Source organism: Nocardia sp. XZ_19_231 (genome assembly GCF_015355705.1).
Taxonomy (GTDB): domain Bacteria; phylum Actinomycetota; class Actinomycetes; order Mycobacteriales; family Mycobacteriaceae; genus Nocardia; species Nocardia salmonicida.
Map to the genome: position 1 here is coordinate 291550 of NZ_JACUZI010000006.1, position 15125 is coordinate 306674.

14 protein-coding genes are annotated in these 15125 nt (G+C 67.5%); 3 read left to right on the plus strand and 11 right to left on the minus strand.

Annotation, left to right across the window (positions count from 1 at the left end; translation table 11 throughout):
* Positions 1-35: 35 nt before the first annotated feature.
* From IBJ82_RS26525 to IBJ82_RS26540, 4 genes are all read right to left on the minus strand, one after another.
* A complete protein-coding gene (locus IBJ82_RS26525) occupies positions 36-812 on the minus strand; it encodes an aquaporin (protein ID WP_194828697.1) in 777 nt (258 codons plus the stop codon).
* A gap of 66 nt (positions 813-878) precedes the next feature.
* Positions 879-1721 (minus strand): transglutaminase family protein, encoded by an 843-nt coding sequence (locus IBJ82_RS26530; protein WP_194828698.1) that lies wholly within the window; start codon positions 1719-1721, stop codon positions 879-881.
* Positions 1718-2695: an alpha-E domain-containing protein gene (locus tag IBJ82_RS26535; protein WP_194828699.1), complete on the minus strand. Its 978-nt coding sequence runs from the start codon at positions 2693-2695 to the stop codon at positions 1718-1720. The genes IBJ82_RS26530 and IBJ82_RS26535 overlap by 4 nt, the downstream gene beginning before the upstream one ends.
* Before the next feature lie 5 nt (positions 2696-2700).
* On the minus strand, positions 2701-4326 hold the full coding sequence (locus tag IBJ82_RS26540; protein ID WP_194828786.1) for a circularly permuted type 2 ATP-grasp protein: 1626 nt from the start codon (positions 4324-4326) through the stop codon (positions 2701-2703).
* Positions 4327-4623: 297 nt separating this feature from the next.
* On the opposite strand from IBJ82_RS26540, the gene rpsT reads away from it, so the two are divergent.
* Both rpsT and IBJ82_RS26550 read left to right on the plus strand, forming a co-directional pair.
* Entirely contained in the window at positions 4624-4884 is a 261-nt protein-coding gene (rpsT, locus tag IBJ82_RS26545; RefSeq protein WP_063056037.1) for a 30S ribosomal protein S20, read from the plus strand.
* A 114-nt stretch (positions 4885-4998) separates the two neighbouring features.
* Positions 4999-5259 carry a hypothetical protein gene (locus tag IBJ82_RS26550; protein ID WP_194828700.1) on the plus strand — a complete coding sequence of 87 codons (261 nt, stop codon included), beginning with the start codon at positions 4999-5001 and terminating at the stop codon, positions 5257-5259.
* On the opposite strand, the gene IBJ82_RS26555 is transcribed toward IBJ82_RS26550, so the two are convergent.
* The 4 genes from IBJ82_RS26555 to IBJ82_RS26570 all read right to left on the minus strand — a co-directional run bounded on the left by IBJ82_RS26555 (position 5260) and on the right by IBJ82_RS26570 (position 11884).
* Positions 5260-6468, minus strand: a complete 1209-nt coding sequence (locus IBJ82_RS26555; protein ID WP_370585491.1) for an LCP family protein — start codon at positions 6466-6468, stop codon at positions 5260-5262. It lies immediately after the preceding gene.
* Positions 6469-6673: 205 nt separating this feature from the next.
* A complete protein-coding gene (holA, locus tag IBJ82_RS26560) occupies positions 6674-7645 on the minus strand; it encodes a DNA polymerase III subunit delta (protein WP_194828702.1) in 972 nt (323 codons plus the stop codon).
* Between the two features lie 9 nt (positions 7646-7654).
* Positions 7655-10426 (minus strand): ComEC/Rec2 family competence protein, encoded by a 2772-nt coding sequence (locus IBJ82_RS26565; protein WP_194828703.1) that lies wholly within the window; start codon positions 10424-10426, stop codon positions 7655-7657.
* A 444-nt stretch (positions 10427-10870) separates the two neighbouring features.
* A complete protein-coding gene (locus tag IBJ82_RS26570; protein WP_194828704.1) occupies positions 10871-11884 on the minus strand; it encodes a ComEA family DNA-binding protein in 1014 nt (337 codons plus the stop codon).
* 178 nt (positions 11885-12062) lie between these two features.
* On the opposite strand from IBJ82_RS26570, the gene IBJ82_RS26575 reads away from it, so the two are divergent.
* Complete coding sequence (locus tag IBJ82_RS26575; RefSeq protein WP_194828705.1) at positions 12063-13025, plus strand: DUF2332 domain-containing protein; 963 nt, start codon at positions 12063-12065, stop codon at positions 13023-13025.
* Between the two features lie 5 nt (positions 13026-13030).
* On the opposite strand, the gene lexA is transcribed toward IBJ82_RS26575, so the two are convergent.
* The 3 genes from lexA to IBJ82_RS26590 form a co-directional block, all read right to left on the minus strand.
* Positions 13031-13681 (minus strand): transcriptional repressor LexA, encoded by a 651-nt coding sequence (lexA, locus tag IBJ82_RS26580; protein WP_194828706.1) that lies wholly within the window; start codon positions 13679-13681, stop codon positions 13031-13033.
* Positions 13682-13714: 33 nt separating this feature from the next.
* Positions 13715-14209 carry a GNAT family N-acetyltransferase gene (locus IBJ82_RS26585; protein WP_194828707.1) on the minus strand — a complete coding sequence of 165 codons (495 nt, stop codon included), beginning with the start codon at positions 14207-14209 and terminating at the stop codon, positions 13715-13717.
* A 72-nt stretch (positions 14210-14281) separates the two neighbouring features.
* Positions 14282-15124 (minus strand): DegV family protein, encoded by an 843-nt coding sequence (locus IBJ82_RS26590; protein ID WP_194828708.1) that lies wholly within the window; start codon positions 15122-15124, stop codon positions 14282-14284.
* Position 15125 lies beyond the last annotated feature (1 nt).

Here is a 15125-nt window from a genome sequence, read left to right on the forward strand (position 1 = left end):
CGGTGCGCCCGGGTCGGGGGTCGATTGTTCGATCTCTAGGTGAGCACGTCCTTGGACCGGCCGAAGATCAGGCCGTAGAGCAGTGCACCCAGTGCCCCGCCGATCAGCGGGAACACGATGAACGCCCACACCTGCCCCATCGCCCCGACCTGATACGGCGCGACGCCGAGGCTGCGCGCCGGGTTCACCGAGGTGTTGTCGATCGGCAAGGAGACCAGGAAGACCACGGTGAGGGTGACGCCGATCGAGAGCCCGGCCAGCGGCACGTCGGAGATCTGATCGGTCGAGGCCAGCACCACGAACACCAGCAGCGCGGTCAACATCACCTCGATGATGATGGTGGCCGCCAAGCCGTACCCGTTCTGCACGACGACCTCACCGAGTGGCCCGGTCACCGCCGACGGGCTGTGCGCACCCCAGCCGTTGGCGCCGAGACCGTCGACGGTGCGGTCGTAGGCGGGCAGATTGTTGGCCAACGCGAACAGCACCAGTCCGGCGAGAAACGCGCCGACCAGCTGAGCGATGACATAGCCGACCGCACCGATCGCGCTGATCCGCCCGAGCAACAGGTGCCCGAGCGTGACAGCCGGATTGACGTGACACCCCGAGATCGGCCCGATCGCGTAGACCAGAAACATCAGCGTCAACCCGAAGGCGAAGGCGACACCGAGCGAGCCGACCCGATCGCCCGCCAAGACCATCGTGCCGACGCCACAGATCACGAGGACGAAACTGCCGAGCCCCTCGGCCGCCCACTTCTTCGGCTCGGGGACGACTTCGATTTCGACGAGTTCCTGTGCAGTGGGAGACATCTGCTGCCACCTCTCCGAGAGGAATCAACCCCACGGCGAGCGGGGTCCGCACGAGCCTCTCGGACACTACGCGAGGCGGGTGACCTCCACAACGACCTCGAGGTCTGTCGAGCCGCCGCCGGAGAAGACGCCTTTCAGTGGCGGCACATCCGCGTAGTCACGGCCGACACCGACCGAAACGTGCTGCTCGTTGACGGCGAGGTTGTTGGTCGGGTCATACCCCCACCACTGCCCGGTCCATGCCTCGATCCACGCGTGCGACTGGCCCGCCACCGTCTCGCCGATCTCCGCGCCCGGCTTCGGATGCAGATAGCCCGACACGTAGCGACTGGGAATCCCCATGCTGCGCAACAACACCAGCGTCAGGTGGGCATAGTCCTGGCACACCCCGCGGCGCTCGGCGAAAGCCTCGAGCGCGGAGGTGTGCACCGAGGTCGTGCCCGCGATGTAGTCCATTTCCTTGTGCACCCACTCGGCCGCGCGCACCACCGCCTTGGCAGGCTCCTCACCGCGCGAGAGCTGACGCGCCACGGTCGACAGTTTGCGATCGCGCGGCACATAGGCGGTGGGGCTGAGCATTTCGTCGAATCGGTCGATGACACGCCCGCCCTGCAGCTCGTCCCAACTCAGTTCCTCGGCCGGTTCGGCGAACGGTTCGGTCTCGACCACCGAGGACCCGGTCACCTCGAGTTCGGTGTGCGGTGCGTGCAGGTCGAAGGCCGTGACCGCGGTGCCCCAATAGTCGGTGTAGCGATAAGCCCTTGTCGCCGGCACGGTTTCGACGCGATTGAGGATCACGTTCTGCCTGCTGTCGGCGCGGGGGGTGAGCCTGGCCTCGTTGAACGATCGCGTCACGGGCGCGTCGTAGACATAACCGGTGGTGTGCACCACCCTGATCCGCCAGCTCATAGCTCTCCCTCTACCTGCACGCGGCTGTCCTGATTGTTGCGTACGTCGGTCCACGCCACCCACGGGGCGGCATGGAAATACTGACGTGACACGGCTTCACTGAGCTCACGGCACGATTTCTGCAGGGCGAGCAATCGGGCCTGCAGGTCTTCCAACAACACTCCCGGCGGCAGGAATTCGAGTTCACTGCGGGCGCGGCCGAGCACACGTTGCGCCTCGTGCCGCGCGCCGACTCGGCTACCGGGTCGTTGATCGAGCTCGGTCAGGCAGGCCTCGGCGACCCGCAGCGTGTGGAACACCGATCGCGGGAACAGGCGGTCGATCAGGATGAACTCGGCGACCCTGGCGGCATCCAGCGCTCCGCGGTGCGTGCGCAGGTAGGTGTCGTGGGCACCCGCCGAGCGCAACACTGTCACCCAGGCGGGCGAGGAGGTCTTGTCACCGGCACGCGAGAGCAGCAGGCGAACCATCATGTCGACGCGTTCGATCGAGCGGCCGAGCAGCAGGAAGCGGTAGCCGTCGTCGCGACTCAGGGTCGAGTCGGTCAGTCCGGTGAACATCGCCGCCCGACCCTTGATGTAGGAGAAGAACTCGTGCGGGCCGAGCCCACGCGCCGCTCGCTCCGCCGTGGCCATGCCGTTGTAGGTGGCATTGAGGCACTCCCACATCTCACTCGAGGTGACTTCGCGTGCGCCGCGGGCGTTTTCGCGGGCCTTGTTGATGGAGTCACTGATCGAGACGCCGTGGTCGTGGCTGAACGCGACGAGATCGGTGACCGACCACACGTTCAGGCGCAGACCCTCTGGCGGTTCTATACCGAGCACCTTGAGCAGCACGCGCGAGGTGCGGTCCGCGTCTACGGTGGCGTCTTCGAGCAGTTGGTGCACCGCCACGTCGAGGATGCGCGCTGTGTCGTCGGCGCGCTCGACGTATCTGCCGATCCAGTAGAGAGATTCGGCGTTTCGAGCAAGCATGTCTGTTATTCCCCGATCAGCCGCTGTGTCTGCTGTTGTTGCTGCTGTTGCTGGTTGGCCTGCGGCGTGCTGAGTTCGCGGCCGAGCTCGAACGAATCGGCCTCCTGCGGCTCGCTGACCAGTTCGGGTCCGGCCAGTTCCCGGTCGACCGCCCCCGAGCGGGGGGCCAGCACCCAGGTGTCCTTGCTGCCGCCGCCCTGGCTGGAGTTCACCACCAGTGAGCCCTCCGGCAGCGCGACCCGGGTGAGTCCGCCGGGCAGCACCCAGATGTCGTCACCGTCGTTGACCGCGAACGGTCGCAGGTCCACGTGGCGGGGTGCGAGATCATTGCCGATTTTCGTCGGCACCGTCGAGAGCTGCACCACCGGCTGCGCGATCCAGCCGCGCGGGTCGGCCTTGATCTTGCGCTTGATCGCTTCCAGTTCGCGCGGCGAGGCGTCGGGCCCGATCACGATGCCGTAGCCACCGGAACCCTCGACCGGTTTGACCACCAGTTCTCCGACCCGGTCCAAAACTTCCTCTCGTTCGTCGTCGAGCCAGCAGCGGAAGGTGTCGACATTGGGCAGGATCGGCTTCTCGCCCAGGTAGTACTCGATGATCTTGGGCACATAGGTGTAGATGAGCTTGTCGTCGCCCACGCCGTTGCCGACCGCGCTCGAGATCACCACATTGCCAGCTCGAGCGGCATTGAGCACCCCGGCGACGCCGAGCACGGAATCGGGACGGAAGTGCATCGGATCGAGGAAGGTGTCGTCGATGCGCCGGTAGATCACGTCGACCTGCCGCTCGCCCGCGGTCGTGCGCATGTAGACGACGTTGTCGCGGCAGAACAGGTCGCGACCCTCGACCAGCTCCACGCCCATCTGCCTGGCCAGCAGCGAATGCTCGAAGTAGGCGGCGTTGTGCACACCCGGCGTGAGCACCACCACCGTCGGGTCGACCTCGTTGGGTGCCGCCGAGGCCCGCAGCGCGCGCAGCAGGTGCCCCGGATAGTCGCCTACCGCGCGCACCCGATGCGAGGAGAACAGATCGGGGAAGACCCTGGCCATCGTGCGCCGGTTCTCCATCACATAGGACACACCCGACGGCGAGCGCAGGTTGTCCTCGAGTACCCGGAAGTCGCCCTTCTCGTCGCGCACCAGGTCGATGCCGGAGACGTGGATGCGCACACCGTTGGGCGGGACCAGACCCGCGGCCTCGCGGTGGAAGTGTTCACACGAGGTAACAAGGCGCTTGGGGATCACCTGATCGCGCAGGATGTTCTGCTCGCCGTAGACGTCGGCGAGGAACAGCTCCATCGCGGTGACCCGCTGTTTGATGCCGCGCTCGAGCTTGGCCCACTCCGCGGCGGCGATCACCCGCGGCACCAGATCCAGCGGGAAAGGCCGCTCCTGACCCGACAGGGAGAAGGTGATGCCCTGGTCGATGAACGCGCGGTCCAGCGCGTCGGAGCGTTTGGCCAGGTCGTCGACGTCGTTGGCCGCCATCGCGGCGTGGATACCTTTATACGGCGCCCGCACCTTCCCCGACCCGTCGAACATCTCGTCGAACGCGTCAGCGAAGCGGCCGGGACCGTATCCCTCGAACAAGCCGGTGTGCGTGGGTGCCGGGTGCCCGTTCGTTCTCACCATCGCCGGTGATGCAGATCGAGCCGTACTCGGCGCAGTGGTGGAGGTCATGACAAAAACTCTGCATCACCCGGCAGCAGGGTCGTGTATGAGACAGGTAAATTCTTTGCATCACCTGAAACGGGTGAAATCGGCACACACGTCTTGTCGGGCCGATTTCGCCGGGCGGTGCCGAGCTGGTAACCTCGATCTTCGGCGCGGTGTTACCCGTAGTTCAGCACCATCTGCTGCATCGTGGGCGCGCGCCCAACGAGCTTTCAAGGAATACCACCCAGCGACAGGAAACCAGAGGATACAGGCGTGGCCAACATCAAGTCCCAGATGAAGCGGATCCGTACCAACGAGGAAGCGCGCAAGCGTAACCAGTCGGTCAAGTCCGCGCTGCGCACCGCGATCCGCAACTTCCGTGAAGCTGCCTCCAGCGGTGACAAGGAAAAGGCTGCTGCGCAGCTGCAGTTCGCGAGCCGCAAGCTCGACAAGGCCGCGTCCAAGGGCGTCATCCACGCCAACCAGGCGGCCAACAAGAAGTCCGCGCTCGCGCTGGCTCTGAACAAGATCTGATCGTCGGCGAGCCTGGTGCTCGCTGTAGGCTGAAACATCGCAAGACGCAGCCGCCGTGGCCTCGATGACCACGGCGGCTTTTGTCGTCCCTTTCCACCAGCTACCATTCGCGCCATGTTGACGGTGTACGCGAATCAGACGGTGGTACGAGGCGATGACCTGGCCGAGGTGATCCGCGCGGCGGAGATCCTGGGGATCGGTCTCAAGGTCGAAAATGTGATGGTGCCCGACGAGGAGGGTGGTTACGGCGCCGCGTGGATCGTCACCCGTGAAGACGAAGTTCCCCTCTACGACGAGTGGGAGGGACGCTACGACGATCTCGAAGACGCCGACGACGAGGATGTGGACATCTCGCTCGTCGTCGCCGGCGAGTAGTCAATTCACGCAGGGCACCTGCCCCGAGGTGATATCGCTGCGGACCGGCTTGCCCGCGTCGGGAGTCTCCGTCTCCGATGTGGTCGTGCTGGTTCGCCAAGCGCCCGCGGTCGACTCCGACGACCAGGCGGCAGGCGGTTCCGTGCGTTGTCCGGTGCGCTTGGCGGTGGTGGACGTCGGTACCGGCATACCGAAGGCCGCGGCGATCTCGCGGCGGATCGCGGGCCGGTCGACGATGTTCACGTCCTGGCCGTTGATCACGTCGTAGCGCAGCACCGGCAAGGTGCGGAACTCGACCTGTGGATCATCTGCGGCGCCGAGGGTGCGAACGAATTCGGTCATGTTCCAGTCATCCGACAGCACGATATTGCGATGCGCCACATCCATCAGTGCCGAGAGCTTGCCCGGGTCGGTGAGCGTGCCCGCGCTTCGTAGCTGCCTGGCCACCGAGGTCAGGAACGCCTGCTGACGGTGGGTTCGGTCCAGGTCGCCGTTCTCCAGCCCGTGCCGCTGCCGGACGAAGGCCAGCGCCTGTGCGGGATTCAGCTGCTGGCGGCCCGCGGGGAAATCGGCACCGGAGAACTCGGCGTCCTTCACCGGCTTGTTCAAGCAGACCTCCACGCCGCCGAGCGCGGCGGCCAGATCGTAGAATCCCCCCAGCGTGACCTCGGCGAACCTGTCGATCGGCACCCCCGTCAGATCCCGGACCGCGGCCACGGTCGAGGCCCGCCCCGCCTCCCTACCCGCCTGTTCCAGCTTCCGCTGATCGGTGACGCCCCGCGCGATCAGCTGGTCCTGCACGGCGGCCTTCTTCAACCCGTACGCCTCCTTGATCTTGGCGTGGGTGTAGCCCGGGATGCCGCTGACCGGCACATAGTCGTCGCGAGGAATCGATACCGCGACGATCTTGTCCATCGCGGCCGGAATGTGTACCAGGATCAGGGTATTGGCGTTGTATCCGCCCTCGTCACCGTCGCCCGCGTGCAGCTGGTCGAGGACTTCGGGCGGCAGCTCGTTGCCGTTCTGATCGCGCCGGGTATCCAACCCGATCAGCAGGATATTGAGATCGCCCCCGAGTGAATGCGGTGCGTCGTCACCGATCGCCCGCGACCGCAAGAACCCCGCGTCGAAACTTCCCGCCGTCGACCACCCATACGCCGTGACAACCACCACCGCAGCCGACAACACCGCCGCGACGACCTTCACCACCTGCCGTGCTGTTCGCCCCGCCGAGCCCCGACCGCGTCGACCGCGCCCGCCTCTTCCATCCCGGCTACCACTCGGCTCAACCATCTCATGATCAACTGTGCCAGCCGCGATAGCGACCGGACATCGCGATTCGATCCCGATTGGATGGAGGTGCGGCGCGCCTGTTCAGTGGGGCGGGGTGCCGAGATCCTGTGAAATGCGCGGGCTAGCCGGTGGTGCGGAGATCGAGGATGCGGGCGAGGGCGTGTTCCACGGCGTAGGTGGCGTCGGCGGCGCCGCCCTTGACGTCGGCGTTGAGGGTGGCGACTACCTGTAGGGCGGTGCCGATGGTGGTGGGGTTCCAGCCGCGGGCTTGGGCCTGGGCTTTTTTGATCTTCCAGGGGGGCATGCCGAGTTTCTGGGCGAGGGCGAACGGGTCGCCTCGGCCTGCCGAGCCGACTTTGGCGATGGTGTGGACGGAGTCGGCGAGGGCGTCGGCCAGCAGGACGTGTGGAACACCGCGGTCGGTGGCCCAGCGCAGGGCCTCCATCGCGCCGGGGCGGTCGCCGGCGACAGCGAGATCGGCGACGTCGAAGCCGGTGACCTCGGCTCGGCCGGAGTAGTAGCGACGGACCGCGTTCGCGTCGACCTTGCCACCGGTGTCGGACACCAATTGTGAACAGGCGGCGGCCAATTCGCGCAGTTCCGAACCGACGGATTCGAGCAGGACCTGCACGACTTCGGTCGGCACCTTGACCCCGAGCGCCCGGAACTCGCCCCGCACGAACTCCACCCGCTCGGCGCCCTTGTTGAGCTTCGTGCACTCGTGGACGGTCGCGCCCTTCTTCTGGAGCGCGGGCGCCAGCGCCTTGGCCCGGCCGCCGCCCGAGTGCAGAACCATGAGCACCACACCGTCGGGCGGATCGGCCGCGGCCTCGGTGATCACCGCGACCGCGTCCTTGCCCGCTTCGGCCGCCGACTCGAGCACGATCACCCGGTCTTCGGCGAACAGCGACGGACTGAGCAACTCGGCCAGCTCAGCGGTGCTCGCGTCACCGGCGCGCAGTCGATCGACCGGCACCGAATCCGGATCGGGCGCACAGGCCCGCACCTGCGCGGTCACCTTCGCAACCGCACGTTCGACCAGCAGTTCCTCGTCGCCGAGGACCAGGTGCACCGAGGCAGGGCGTTCGCTCACCAGGCGATCCTACGTACGCCCACTGACAACCGGGACACGCGCCGCCTCCCCGCTCCACCTCCGGCGATTCACCCCGAAACCATGCCGACGGCGTCGGGGGGCGGGTCCGTGACGGGCAGGCCGCGCGCGGCGGCGGGACGTGACAGTCCGCAGTTCGGAGGCGGTGCCCACGATCACGACGTCACCGTCGACGTCGGTCCGAGCCACGGTGGTGCCGAGCGCGGCAAGGGCGGTGGTCACCGTCGGGTGCGGGTGGCCGAAGGTGTTGCCTGACCCGGCGCTGACCAAGGCCAGGCGCGGGCGGACGGCTCGCAGGAATTCCGCTGTGGTGGTGCGCGATCCGTGATGCGGCACCTTGAGAATGTCCGCCCTGACATCACCGTTACGCACGATCCGGTCCTGTGCCTCGGCCTCGATGTCACCGGTGAACAGGATCGTCCCGGCCGAGGTACGAGCCCGCATCACCAGCGACCGATCGTTGGCCTCATCAGCCGCCAATGATGCCGGCTCCTCCCTGCTCGGCGCCAACACACGTAATCCGACTGTCCCGAAGGTCATTTCGTGCCCTGCGTGCAGTTCCATGAGCGGAATACCGGCCGCACCCGCGAGTTGCGCCACCCGCTCGACTCCACCGGAGTCGTCACCGTGGCCATGCGGTTCTCGCTGGGAGACACCGTGGTCCGCTGACCGACTATCACCCTTCGCCGGCCTCTCCCCCGGGGTTCCACTCGGGCACACGACCTGATCGATTCCCGTCCTCGAACGCGAATCGCCACCCACAGTCGGCGCTCGCTCCCTCTGGTGTGCGGCTGCAGCCAGCTGCGGTTCCCCTGACACGGTCGGTGTCGGTACTGGGGCCGACGTCGGCTCGTGGGTTCGGTTCGCGACGGCGCAGGTTCGGGCGATGGCTGGGCGGAGTTCGCCCGGGGCGGTGGCTATCGCGTCGACGGTGCGGCCGCGGAGGGCGCCTGCGAGTCCGTTGATGTGGTCGGCGTGGGGGTGGGTGAGGACGAGTAGGGGGATGTGGGTGATTCTCAGGCGGTCCAGGCACGCCCGCATCGGGCGAGGATCGGGGCCGACGTCTATGACGACCGCGGCACCAGGAGCGACCGACAAGGCCAGGCCATCGCCTTGGCCCACGTCGCACATCGCGAGCACCCAACCCGATGGCGGCCAACCCGGCTGCAAGAAGCGCACCGGGACCAGCACTATCGACACGCCCAACGCCGCTACGGCGAGGAATCTGCGGGTGTGCGACCAACGCAAGGCGGCCACGACCGCCACGACGATCACTGCCGCGACCGCTCCCCCGCCAGCACCTCCCGGCACCGTTACCGCGGCTCCCGGCACCGCGGCAGCGCGATCGGCGACGCCGAGCAACCACCACATCGGTGGGCGGGCACACCAGAGCACCCGTACCGCACCACCACCCCACCCGCACGCCACGACCGCGCCCACCGCACCGATCACCGTGATCAGCCCCACCACCGGTGCGACGAGCGCGTTCGCCACGATCGCCACGAGGCTCACCCGCCCCGACAGGGCGACCATCAACGGCAAGGTGACGACGAACGCGGCCGCCGATACCGCGACAATCTCCGCGGGCGCGCGCCACCATCCGCGCGCTCGCAACCAGTCCGCCCAGCTGGGCGCCAGCAGGATGAGCCCCGCCGTGGCGATCACGGACAGTGCGAATCCCGCGCTCACCGCCAATTGTGGTGCGACGGCGAGCAATCCGATCACGGCCGCGCACAGCGCCGGTAGCGCCTGTTTGCGCCGGCCGGTGAGCAGAGCCAGCACTGTCACCGAGCCCATCACCGCCGCGCGCAGCACACTCGGGTCCGGACGCGCGATGACGACGAACAGTAGGACGACCCCCGCCGCCGCGGCGGCACTGATCCGCGGACCTGCCGTGAACAGTCGGGTGAGTGCCAACAGGGCAGTCAACAGGATCGTGAAATTGGCTCCACTGACAACACAAAGGTGCTGCAGCCCAGCCACTTCGAACGCGTCACGCACTTCTTCTGACAAGGCGACGGTATCGCCCACGACGAGCGCGGGCAGCAACCCTGCCGCGGTAGGTGGCAGTGCCGCGGCGGACGCTTCGACCAGGTCCGATCGCACGCTCGCCGCGAGCCGCTGCCACCACGGCGGCTCGCCGATCCGCTTCGGTGCATCGGTGGCACGCAGGGTGGCAACCGTCAGATCCGCGCGGCTCGGCTCGCTGACCTCGGCCCTGAACAGCACCAGCTGTCCAGGCGACAACTCCGCCCATTCGCTACCCTGCGCGAGCACCACGATCGAACCGCTCGCCTGTGTCCACTCCCGGCCCTGACCGAACTCGCGCAGACCTGCACGAACAATCCACCGCCGCTCGCCACCGAACCCACCGGCGCGCATCGGCTTCGCATCGTCGGTGACGACCGCGAGCACGTTCACCGATCGACCGAACGACTCTCGCAGCGGGTGCGACTGGACATGATGCTCCTGCCAAGCACCCGCAGCCGCGAAGCCTGCGCCGAGCAACATCGTCGCCAACCCGGTAACCGCGACAACCCGCCACCGCTCCCGCCGATGCGCCATCGCCCACACCAGCACCACCCAGAGCCCGATTGCCACCACCACGGCACCTACCGCCAACACCGAGCCCGCAACCCACCCCATGGTCACCGCGACGATCGTCGCCACCCAACACCCGAGGGCCGCGGGCACCAGCCGCATATCGAGCACCTGATGCTCCACGTCGGCAACGACTGCCTCCCCCTGCGGCCCCGCGCTCATCCGCCGATCCCGTTCCGGTCTTCCCACTGCGTGTCCGAACCGCGCTACCCATGTCCGCCGAAGCTTCCCGGCCCTCACCGGCGGCACGGCCCTCGATGCTCGCCGCTCCGCTGACTCCTCCTGAACTGGTTCCTCGCCCAGCGCCGCTCTCATCCGCCGGCCACGTCGTCACGTCTGGACGTGCAGCTGTCCGAATTCCCCGTCGACATGTCTGCGGCGCACTGCGTTTCGCCGAGTCCGATCGCGCATGCCGCACGGACGTCGCCCGGCTCCGAGGCCCGGTCGTCCAGCGTTCTCGCGGATCGGTCTGTGGCGTGCCGACTTGCCTGCCGCACGCATGGCCACATCGGGCAGGTCATGCGGTCGCCTCCGCGGCATCAGCGACCAGGTGATCGGTCGTGGTGCAACAGCTTTCGTGCTGTCCGCTACCCCGGCGGGGAGGCATCATGTCGTCACCAGCTCGCGCAGTCGAGCCAAGCGCGCCGGGCCGATGCCGTCGACCTCGCCGAGTTGAGCGACATCGGTGAAACGGCCGTTGGTCGAGCGCCACGCGAGGATCGCTTTGGCGGTGACCGGGCCGACGCCGGGTAGTGCGTCCAATTCGGCTTCGGTCGCGGTGTTCAGATCGATGCGGGATTTTGCGCCCGTACCACCGCCGGAGCCCTGGCCTGCGGTATGCGAACCCACTGTGCTCGGGCTCGCGGCGCTCGGGCCTGCGATGTTCGGCGCAGCTGAGGGCATTCGACCCGCACCGATCATGATGCTGCCGAGGCGTGGTTGTCCGACCTGTGGGTCGGTTGCACCGACGACGACCTGATCACCGTCGGAGAGTCGTTGGGCCAAGTTCAGGCCTGCCAGATCAGCACCTTCTCGGGTCCCGCCGGCCTTCTCGAGTGCATCGGCGATCCGAGATCCGTCCGGCAGTCGGTGCAGCCCAGCCCGCTCGACCAAACCGACCACGCTGACAACAACCTCAGCACTCGTACTCGGTCCTCGGCCCGACACGGCCGCAACCGCAGCGGTCGGATCGGCCTGCACCGCGATGCTCTCCGCCCGGAGTACCGGCACCGGTGGCACCGCCCGCGCCACGGGCTGATCGCGCAGCACCATCACACCGGTCAGCACCACGGCGATGACTCCCACCAGGCCGAGGACTATCGCTCCGCGACGACCCGGATCCAGCCGTGCGTCACGAAAGCGCTCGGGCACCAGCCGGTTTCGTCCTCGCGAGGCACCATCGTCGAGCCACCCGGGTGTCGCGACCGCTCCCGGCGGCCCGGACGAGGGTGCGAGTTCGTCTTCGTCCCAATGCCCTGCATCGTCGTCGACGCGCGAATCAACCGTCCCGGAACCCCTCCCGGACTCGTGCAGCGGTCGACTGCTCGGTCGTCCTCGCTCGCGGACCGCCAGACCACCCAGCCGCTGCCGTACCCGCTCGTGCTCCTCGTGACGTGACATGGCAGCGACGCTATGCCGACGCCGAGCCGGCGAAGACCCGCTGACCTGGGCCGAAAAGAAACCTGTGGATAACTCGGAGCCTGTGGACAACCCACCCTCGGCGACCCGCGCGCACGGATTCCGGCCTGCCCGAGTGGATACCGTGCGCTCATGGCCGACTCGAAGTACTCAGGTACCTATGGAACTCGCACAACGATTCCGCGACTTCGCACTCCGCGAGGCGCGCGACAATTCCCCGCTCTATCACCGACGAGCACTGGATATCAGCACGGATCCGGCGACACTGGCACTGATCGCCGGATTGCCGACGGACAAGCAGCAACCCAACCTGATCCTGGCTGCCGCGCGAGTGAACGGTGCGATCGCGGTTCCCTACAGCGAGTTCCGCGAACAGCTGCGCGAGAACTGGTCGGCGATCTCGGCAACGGCACTGACCCGGCGAACGCAGACGAACGAAGCGGGCCGGGCGGCGACCTTACTGCCGGTACTGGCCCGGCTACCCGGGCCCCTGTCACTCATCGAGGTCGGCGCCTCGGCCGGACTGTGCCTGTACCCGGACCGTTTCAGCTATCGCTACGACGGAGCCGCGTTGGATCCGTCCGACGGCCCGTCGCCGGTTGTGTTGACCTGCAGGACAACCGGTCCGGTACCGATCCCGGACCAGCTCCCCCGAGTCGTCCATCGAGCAGGAGTGGATCTGAACCCGCTCGATGCCGGCGACGAGGACGACCAGCAGTGGCTATCTGCCCTCATCTGGCCGGGTCAGGACGAGCGGCTGGCTCGGCTGCGCGCGGCCTGTGCGATCGCCGCCGCGGTTCCTGCGACCATCGCGACCGGCGACCTGAACGAGCAGGTCACCGAGTTGGTACACGACGCACCACGCGACAGCACGGTGGTGGTGTTCCACAGCGCCGTGCTCACCTATCTCTCGCCGCGGGCACGCGCGGACTTCCGTGCGACGGTGCGGGATCTGCCCTGCCATTGGGTTTCGCAGGAGGGCACCGGGGTGATCGCCTCGCTTGTCGATCGGCTGCCGGCGCGCGAGTCGGCGGCGGCCCGGTTGGTGCTCGCCCTCGACGACGAGCCGTTGGCTTACGCCGGGCCGCACGGCCAGTCGCTGGACTGGTTCGGCCCGGCGTAGCGACCTCAGAGTCGGCGCATCACCGACACGACGCGACCCAGGATGACCGCTTCGTCGCCGTCGATCACGGAGTAGGCGGGGTTGCGCGGTTCGAGGTGGACGTGGCCGTTGCGGCGGCGGTACACCTTGACCGTGGCCTCCTCGCCGATCATGGCGGCGACGATGTCGCCGGAGTTGGCTTCTCGCTGACTACGGACCACGACGAGATCGCCGTCGCAGATCGCGGCGTCGATCATCGAGTCGCCGCGTACCCGCAGACCGAAAACCTCACCGCGGCCGACCAGTTCACGCGGCAGCGTCATGACGTCGTCGGGGTTGTGCTCGGCCAGGATCGGGGCGCCCGCGGCGATGTCGCCTACGACGGGCACCGACACCGAAGCGTCGGAGTCGGCGGCGGGTGCGCCGCGCAGGAACAGGCGCACGTCGATGGGACGGGCCATGGTGGCGGCACGCCGCAGGAAACCGTCCTCCTCCAACGCCTTCAGGTGTTGGGAGACCGTGGATGTGGAGCGCAGGCCCACCGCGTCGGCGATCTCCCGTGTGCTCGGCGCGTAGCCGTGGGCGAGCACCGAATCCCTGATCACGGCGAGGATGTGTTGCCTGCGAGGAGGCAGGTTCGCGGCGTCGAGCTGGTCGAAGTCGTCGTATCCGGTCATCGGGGAATCCTAGATCCCCACGCGATCACCACTTCAGTGCAGGTTCCTCGCGAAACAGTTCGACAACGGCAGGACGTGATACGGCGCGAACAACGGAATCCGGTGATAACCGCTGCGTTCGTAGAAACGCACCGCGTCGGGCTGCAAATGCCCGGTCTGCAGGATCATCCGGGGCCTGCCCGCCGCTCGGACAGCCGCCTCGGCCGCTCGCAGGAGCGCGGTCGCGGTTCCGGTGCCGCGATAGGCGGGGCGGACGAACATTCGCTTGAGTTCGAGATCATCGGAGTTCCACCGCAATGCGGCGTGGCCGGCTGGTTCTGCCGCCGCGTAGGCGACGAAGGTTCGGTGCACGCTGGAAAGATCGACCGCATGGGGCGCGAGCCCACGCTCTCCCAGCTCGAGGTAGGCGTAGCGAGGGCCGACCTCCGCCGACATCTCCGCGCGCAGCGTCTCGGCATCGGGATGTTCCCAGTCGACTTCGAGTACCCGCGGTGGGAGGTCGGTTCGTGGAGAAGTGGTGCCCGCCATGCCACCTACGGTAGGCACCGGATCGCCGACACCGAAGGGTTTGCCCTCAGCGAGATTCTGAACCGGCACCGCTCAGACGCATCCGCCCGGCAACACCGCGACGGCGACTGCGCCGACACCGAGGTGCACACCGAGCGCGGGGCCGAACTCGGCGACATAGAGTTCCCGTACCTCCGGCAGCTGTTCACGCAGTTGCGCCGCAATGTTCTCGGCGGCCTCGGGAGCACCGAGATGTTGAATGCCCAGGGCCGCACCGTCGGAGGCGGCCGCGTCCACCGCGGCGGCTACCAGCTTGGCGTAGGCGCGCGATCTGGTGCGCACCTTCTCGCGCATTTCGAGCTTGCCCTCCACCAACTGCAGCAGCGGCTTCGTCACCAGTTCGCTGCCGAAGAACGCGGCGGCGCTGCTCAACCTGCCGCCCTTACGGAGTTGCTCGGTGCGGTTGACCAGGATGAACGTGCGAGAACGGGTCGCGGCCGACACCGCGCACTCGTAGACGTCGGCCAGCGCCTCGCCTGCCATCGCCCTGCGCGCGGCGGCCAGCACCGGCAGACCGGTGGCCAGACCGGCGCCGAGCGAATCGACCACGCGCACACGGTCTTCGGCGCCCATGTCGCGCACCGCCTGGCGACCCGATTCCCAGGTCGCCGACAACCGGCGCGACAGATGCACCACGACAACCCCGTCGCCATCGCTGTGGCTCAACGCACGCTCGTAGGCTTCACGCAGCTCTCCGGGCGAAGCGGCCGAGGTGGTGACCGAGTCAGCCGTGTAGTCGATCTCGATCGGATCGACGCCCTCCCGGATCTCCCGCTCACCGACGAGCACATGCAACGGCACCACTTCGATACCGAACTCGGCGACAAGATCAGCGGACAATCCCGCCGCCGAATCGGTGACCACCACAACGGCCACG

Bases quoted from the DNA above. Each gene is read 5' to 3' on its own strand.
- IBJ82_RS26525 (WP_194828697.1), bottom strand. From the start codon at position 812: ATGTCTCCCACTGCACAGGAACTCGTCGAAATCGAAGTCGTCCCCGAG.
- IBJ82_RS26530 (WP_194828698.1), bottom strand. From the start codon at position 1,721: ATGAGCTGGCGGATCAGGGTGGTGCACACCACCGGTTATGTCTACGAC.
- IBJ82_RS26535 (WP_194828699.1), bottom strand. From the start codon at position 2,695: ATGCTTGCTCGAAACGCCGAATCTCTCTACTGGATCGGCAGATACGTC.
- IBJ82_RS26540 (WP_194828786.1), bottom strand. From the start codon at position 4,326: ATGGTGAGAACGAACGGGCACCCGGCACCCACGCACACCGGCTTGTTC.
- IBJ82_RS26550 (WP_194828700.1), top strand. From the start codon at position 4,999: ATGTTGACGGTGTACGCGAATCAGACGGTGGTACGAGGCGATGACCTG.
- IBJ82_RS26565 (WP_194828703.1), bottom strand. From the start codon at position 10,426: ATGAGCGCGGGGCCGCAGGGGGAGGCAGTCGTTGCCGACGTGGAGCAT.
- IBJ82_RS26570 (WP_194828704.1), bottom strand. From the start codon at position 11,884: ATGTCACGTCACGAGGAGCACGAGCGGGTACGGCAGCGGCTGGGTGGT.
- IBJ82_RS26575 (WP_194828705.1), top strand. From the start codon at position 12,063: ATGGAACTCGCACAACGATTCCGCGACTTCGCACTCCGCGAGGCGCGC.
- lexA (WP_194828706.1), bottom strand. From the start codon at position 13,681: ATGACCGGATACGACGACTTCGACCAGCTCGACGCCGCGAACCTGCCT.
- IBJ82_RS26585 (WP_194828707.1), bottom strand. From the start codon at position 14,209: ATGGCGGGCACCACTTCTCCACGAACCGACCTCCCACCGCGGGTACTC.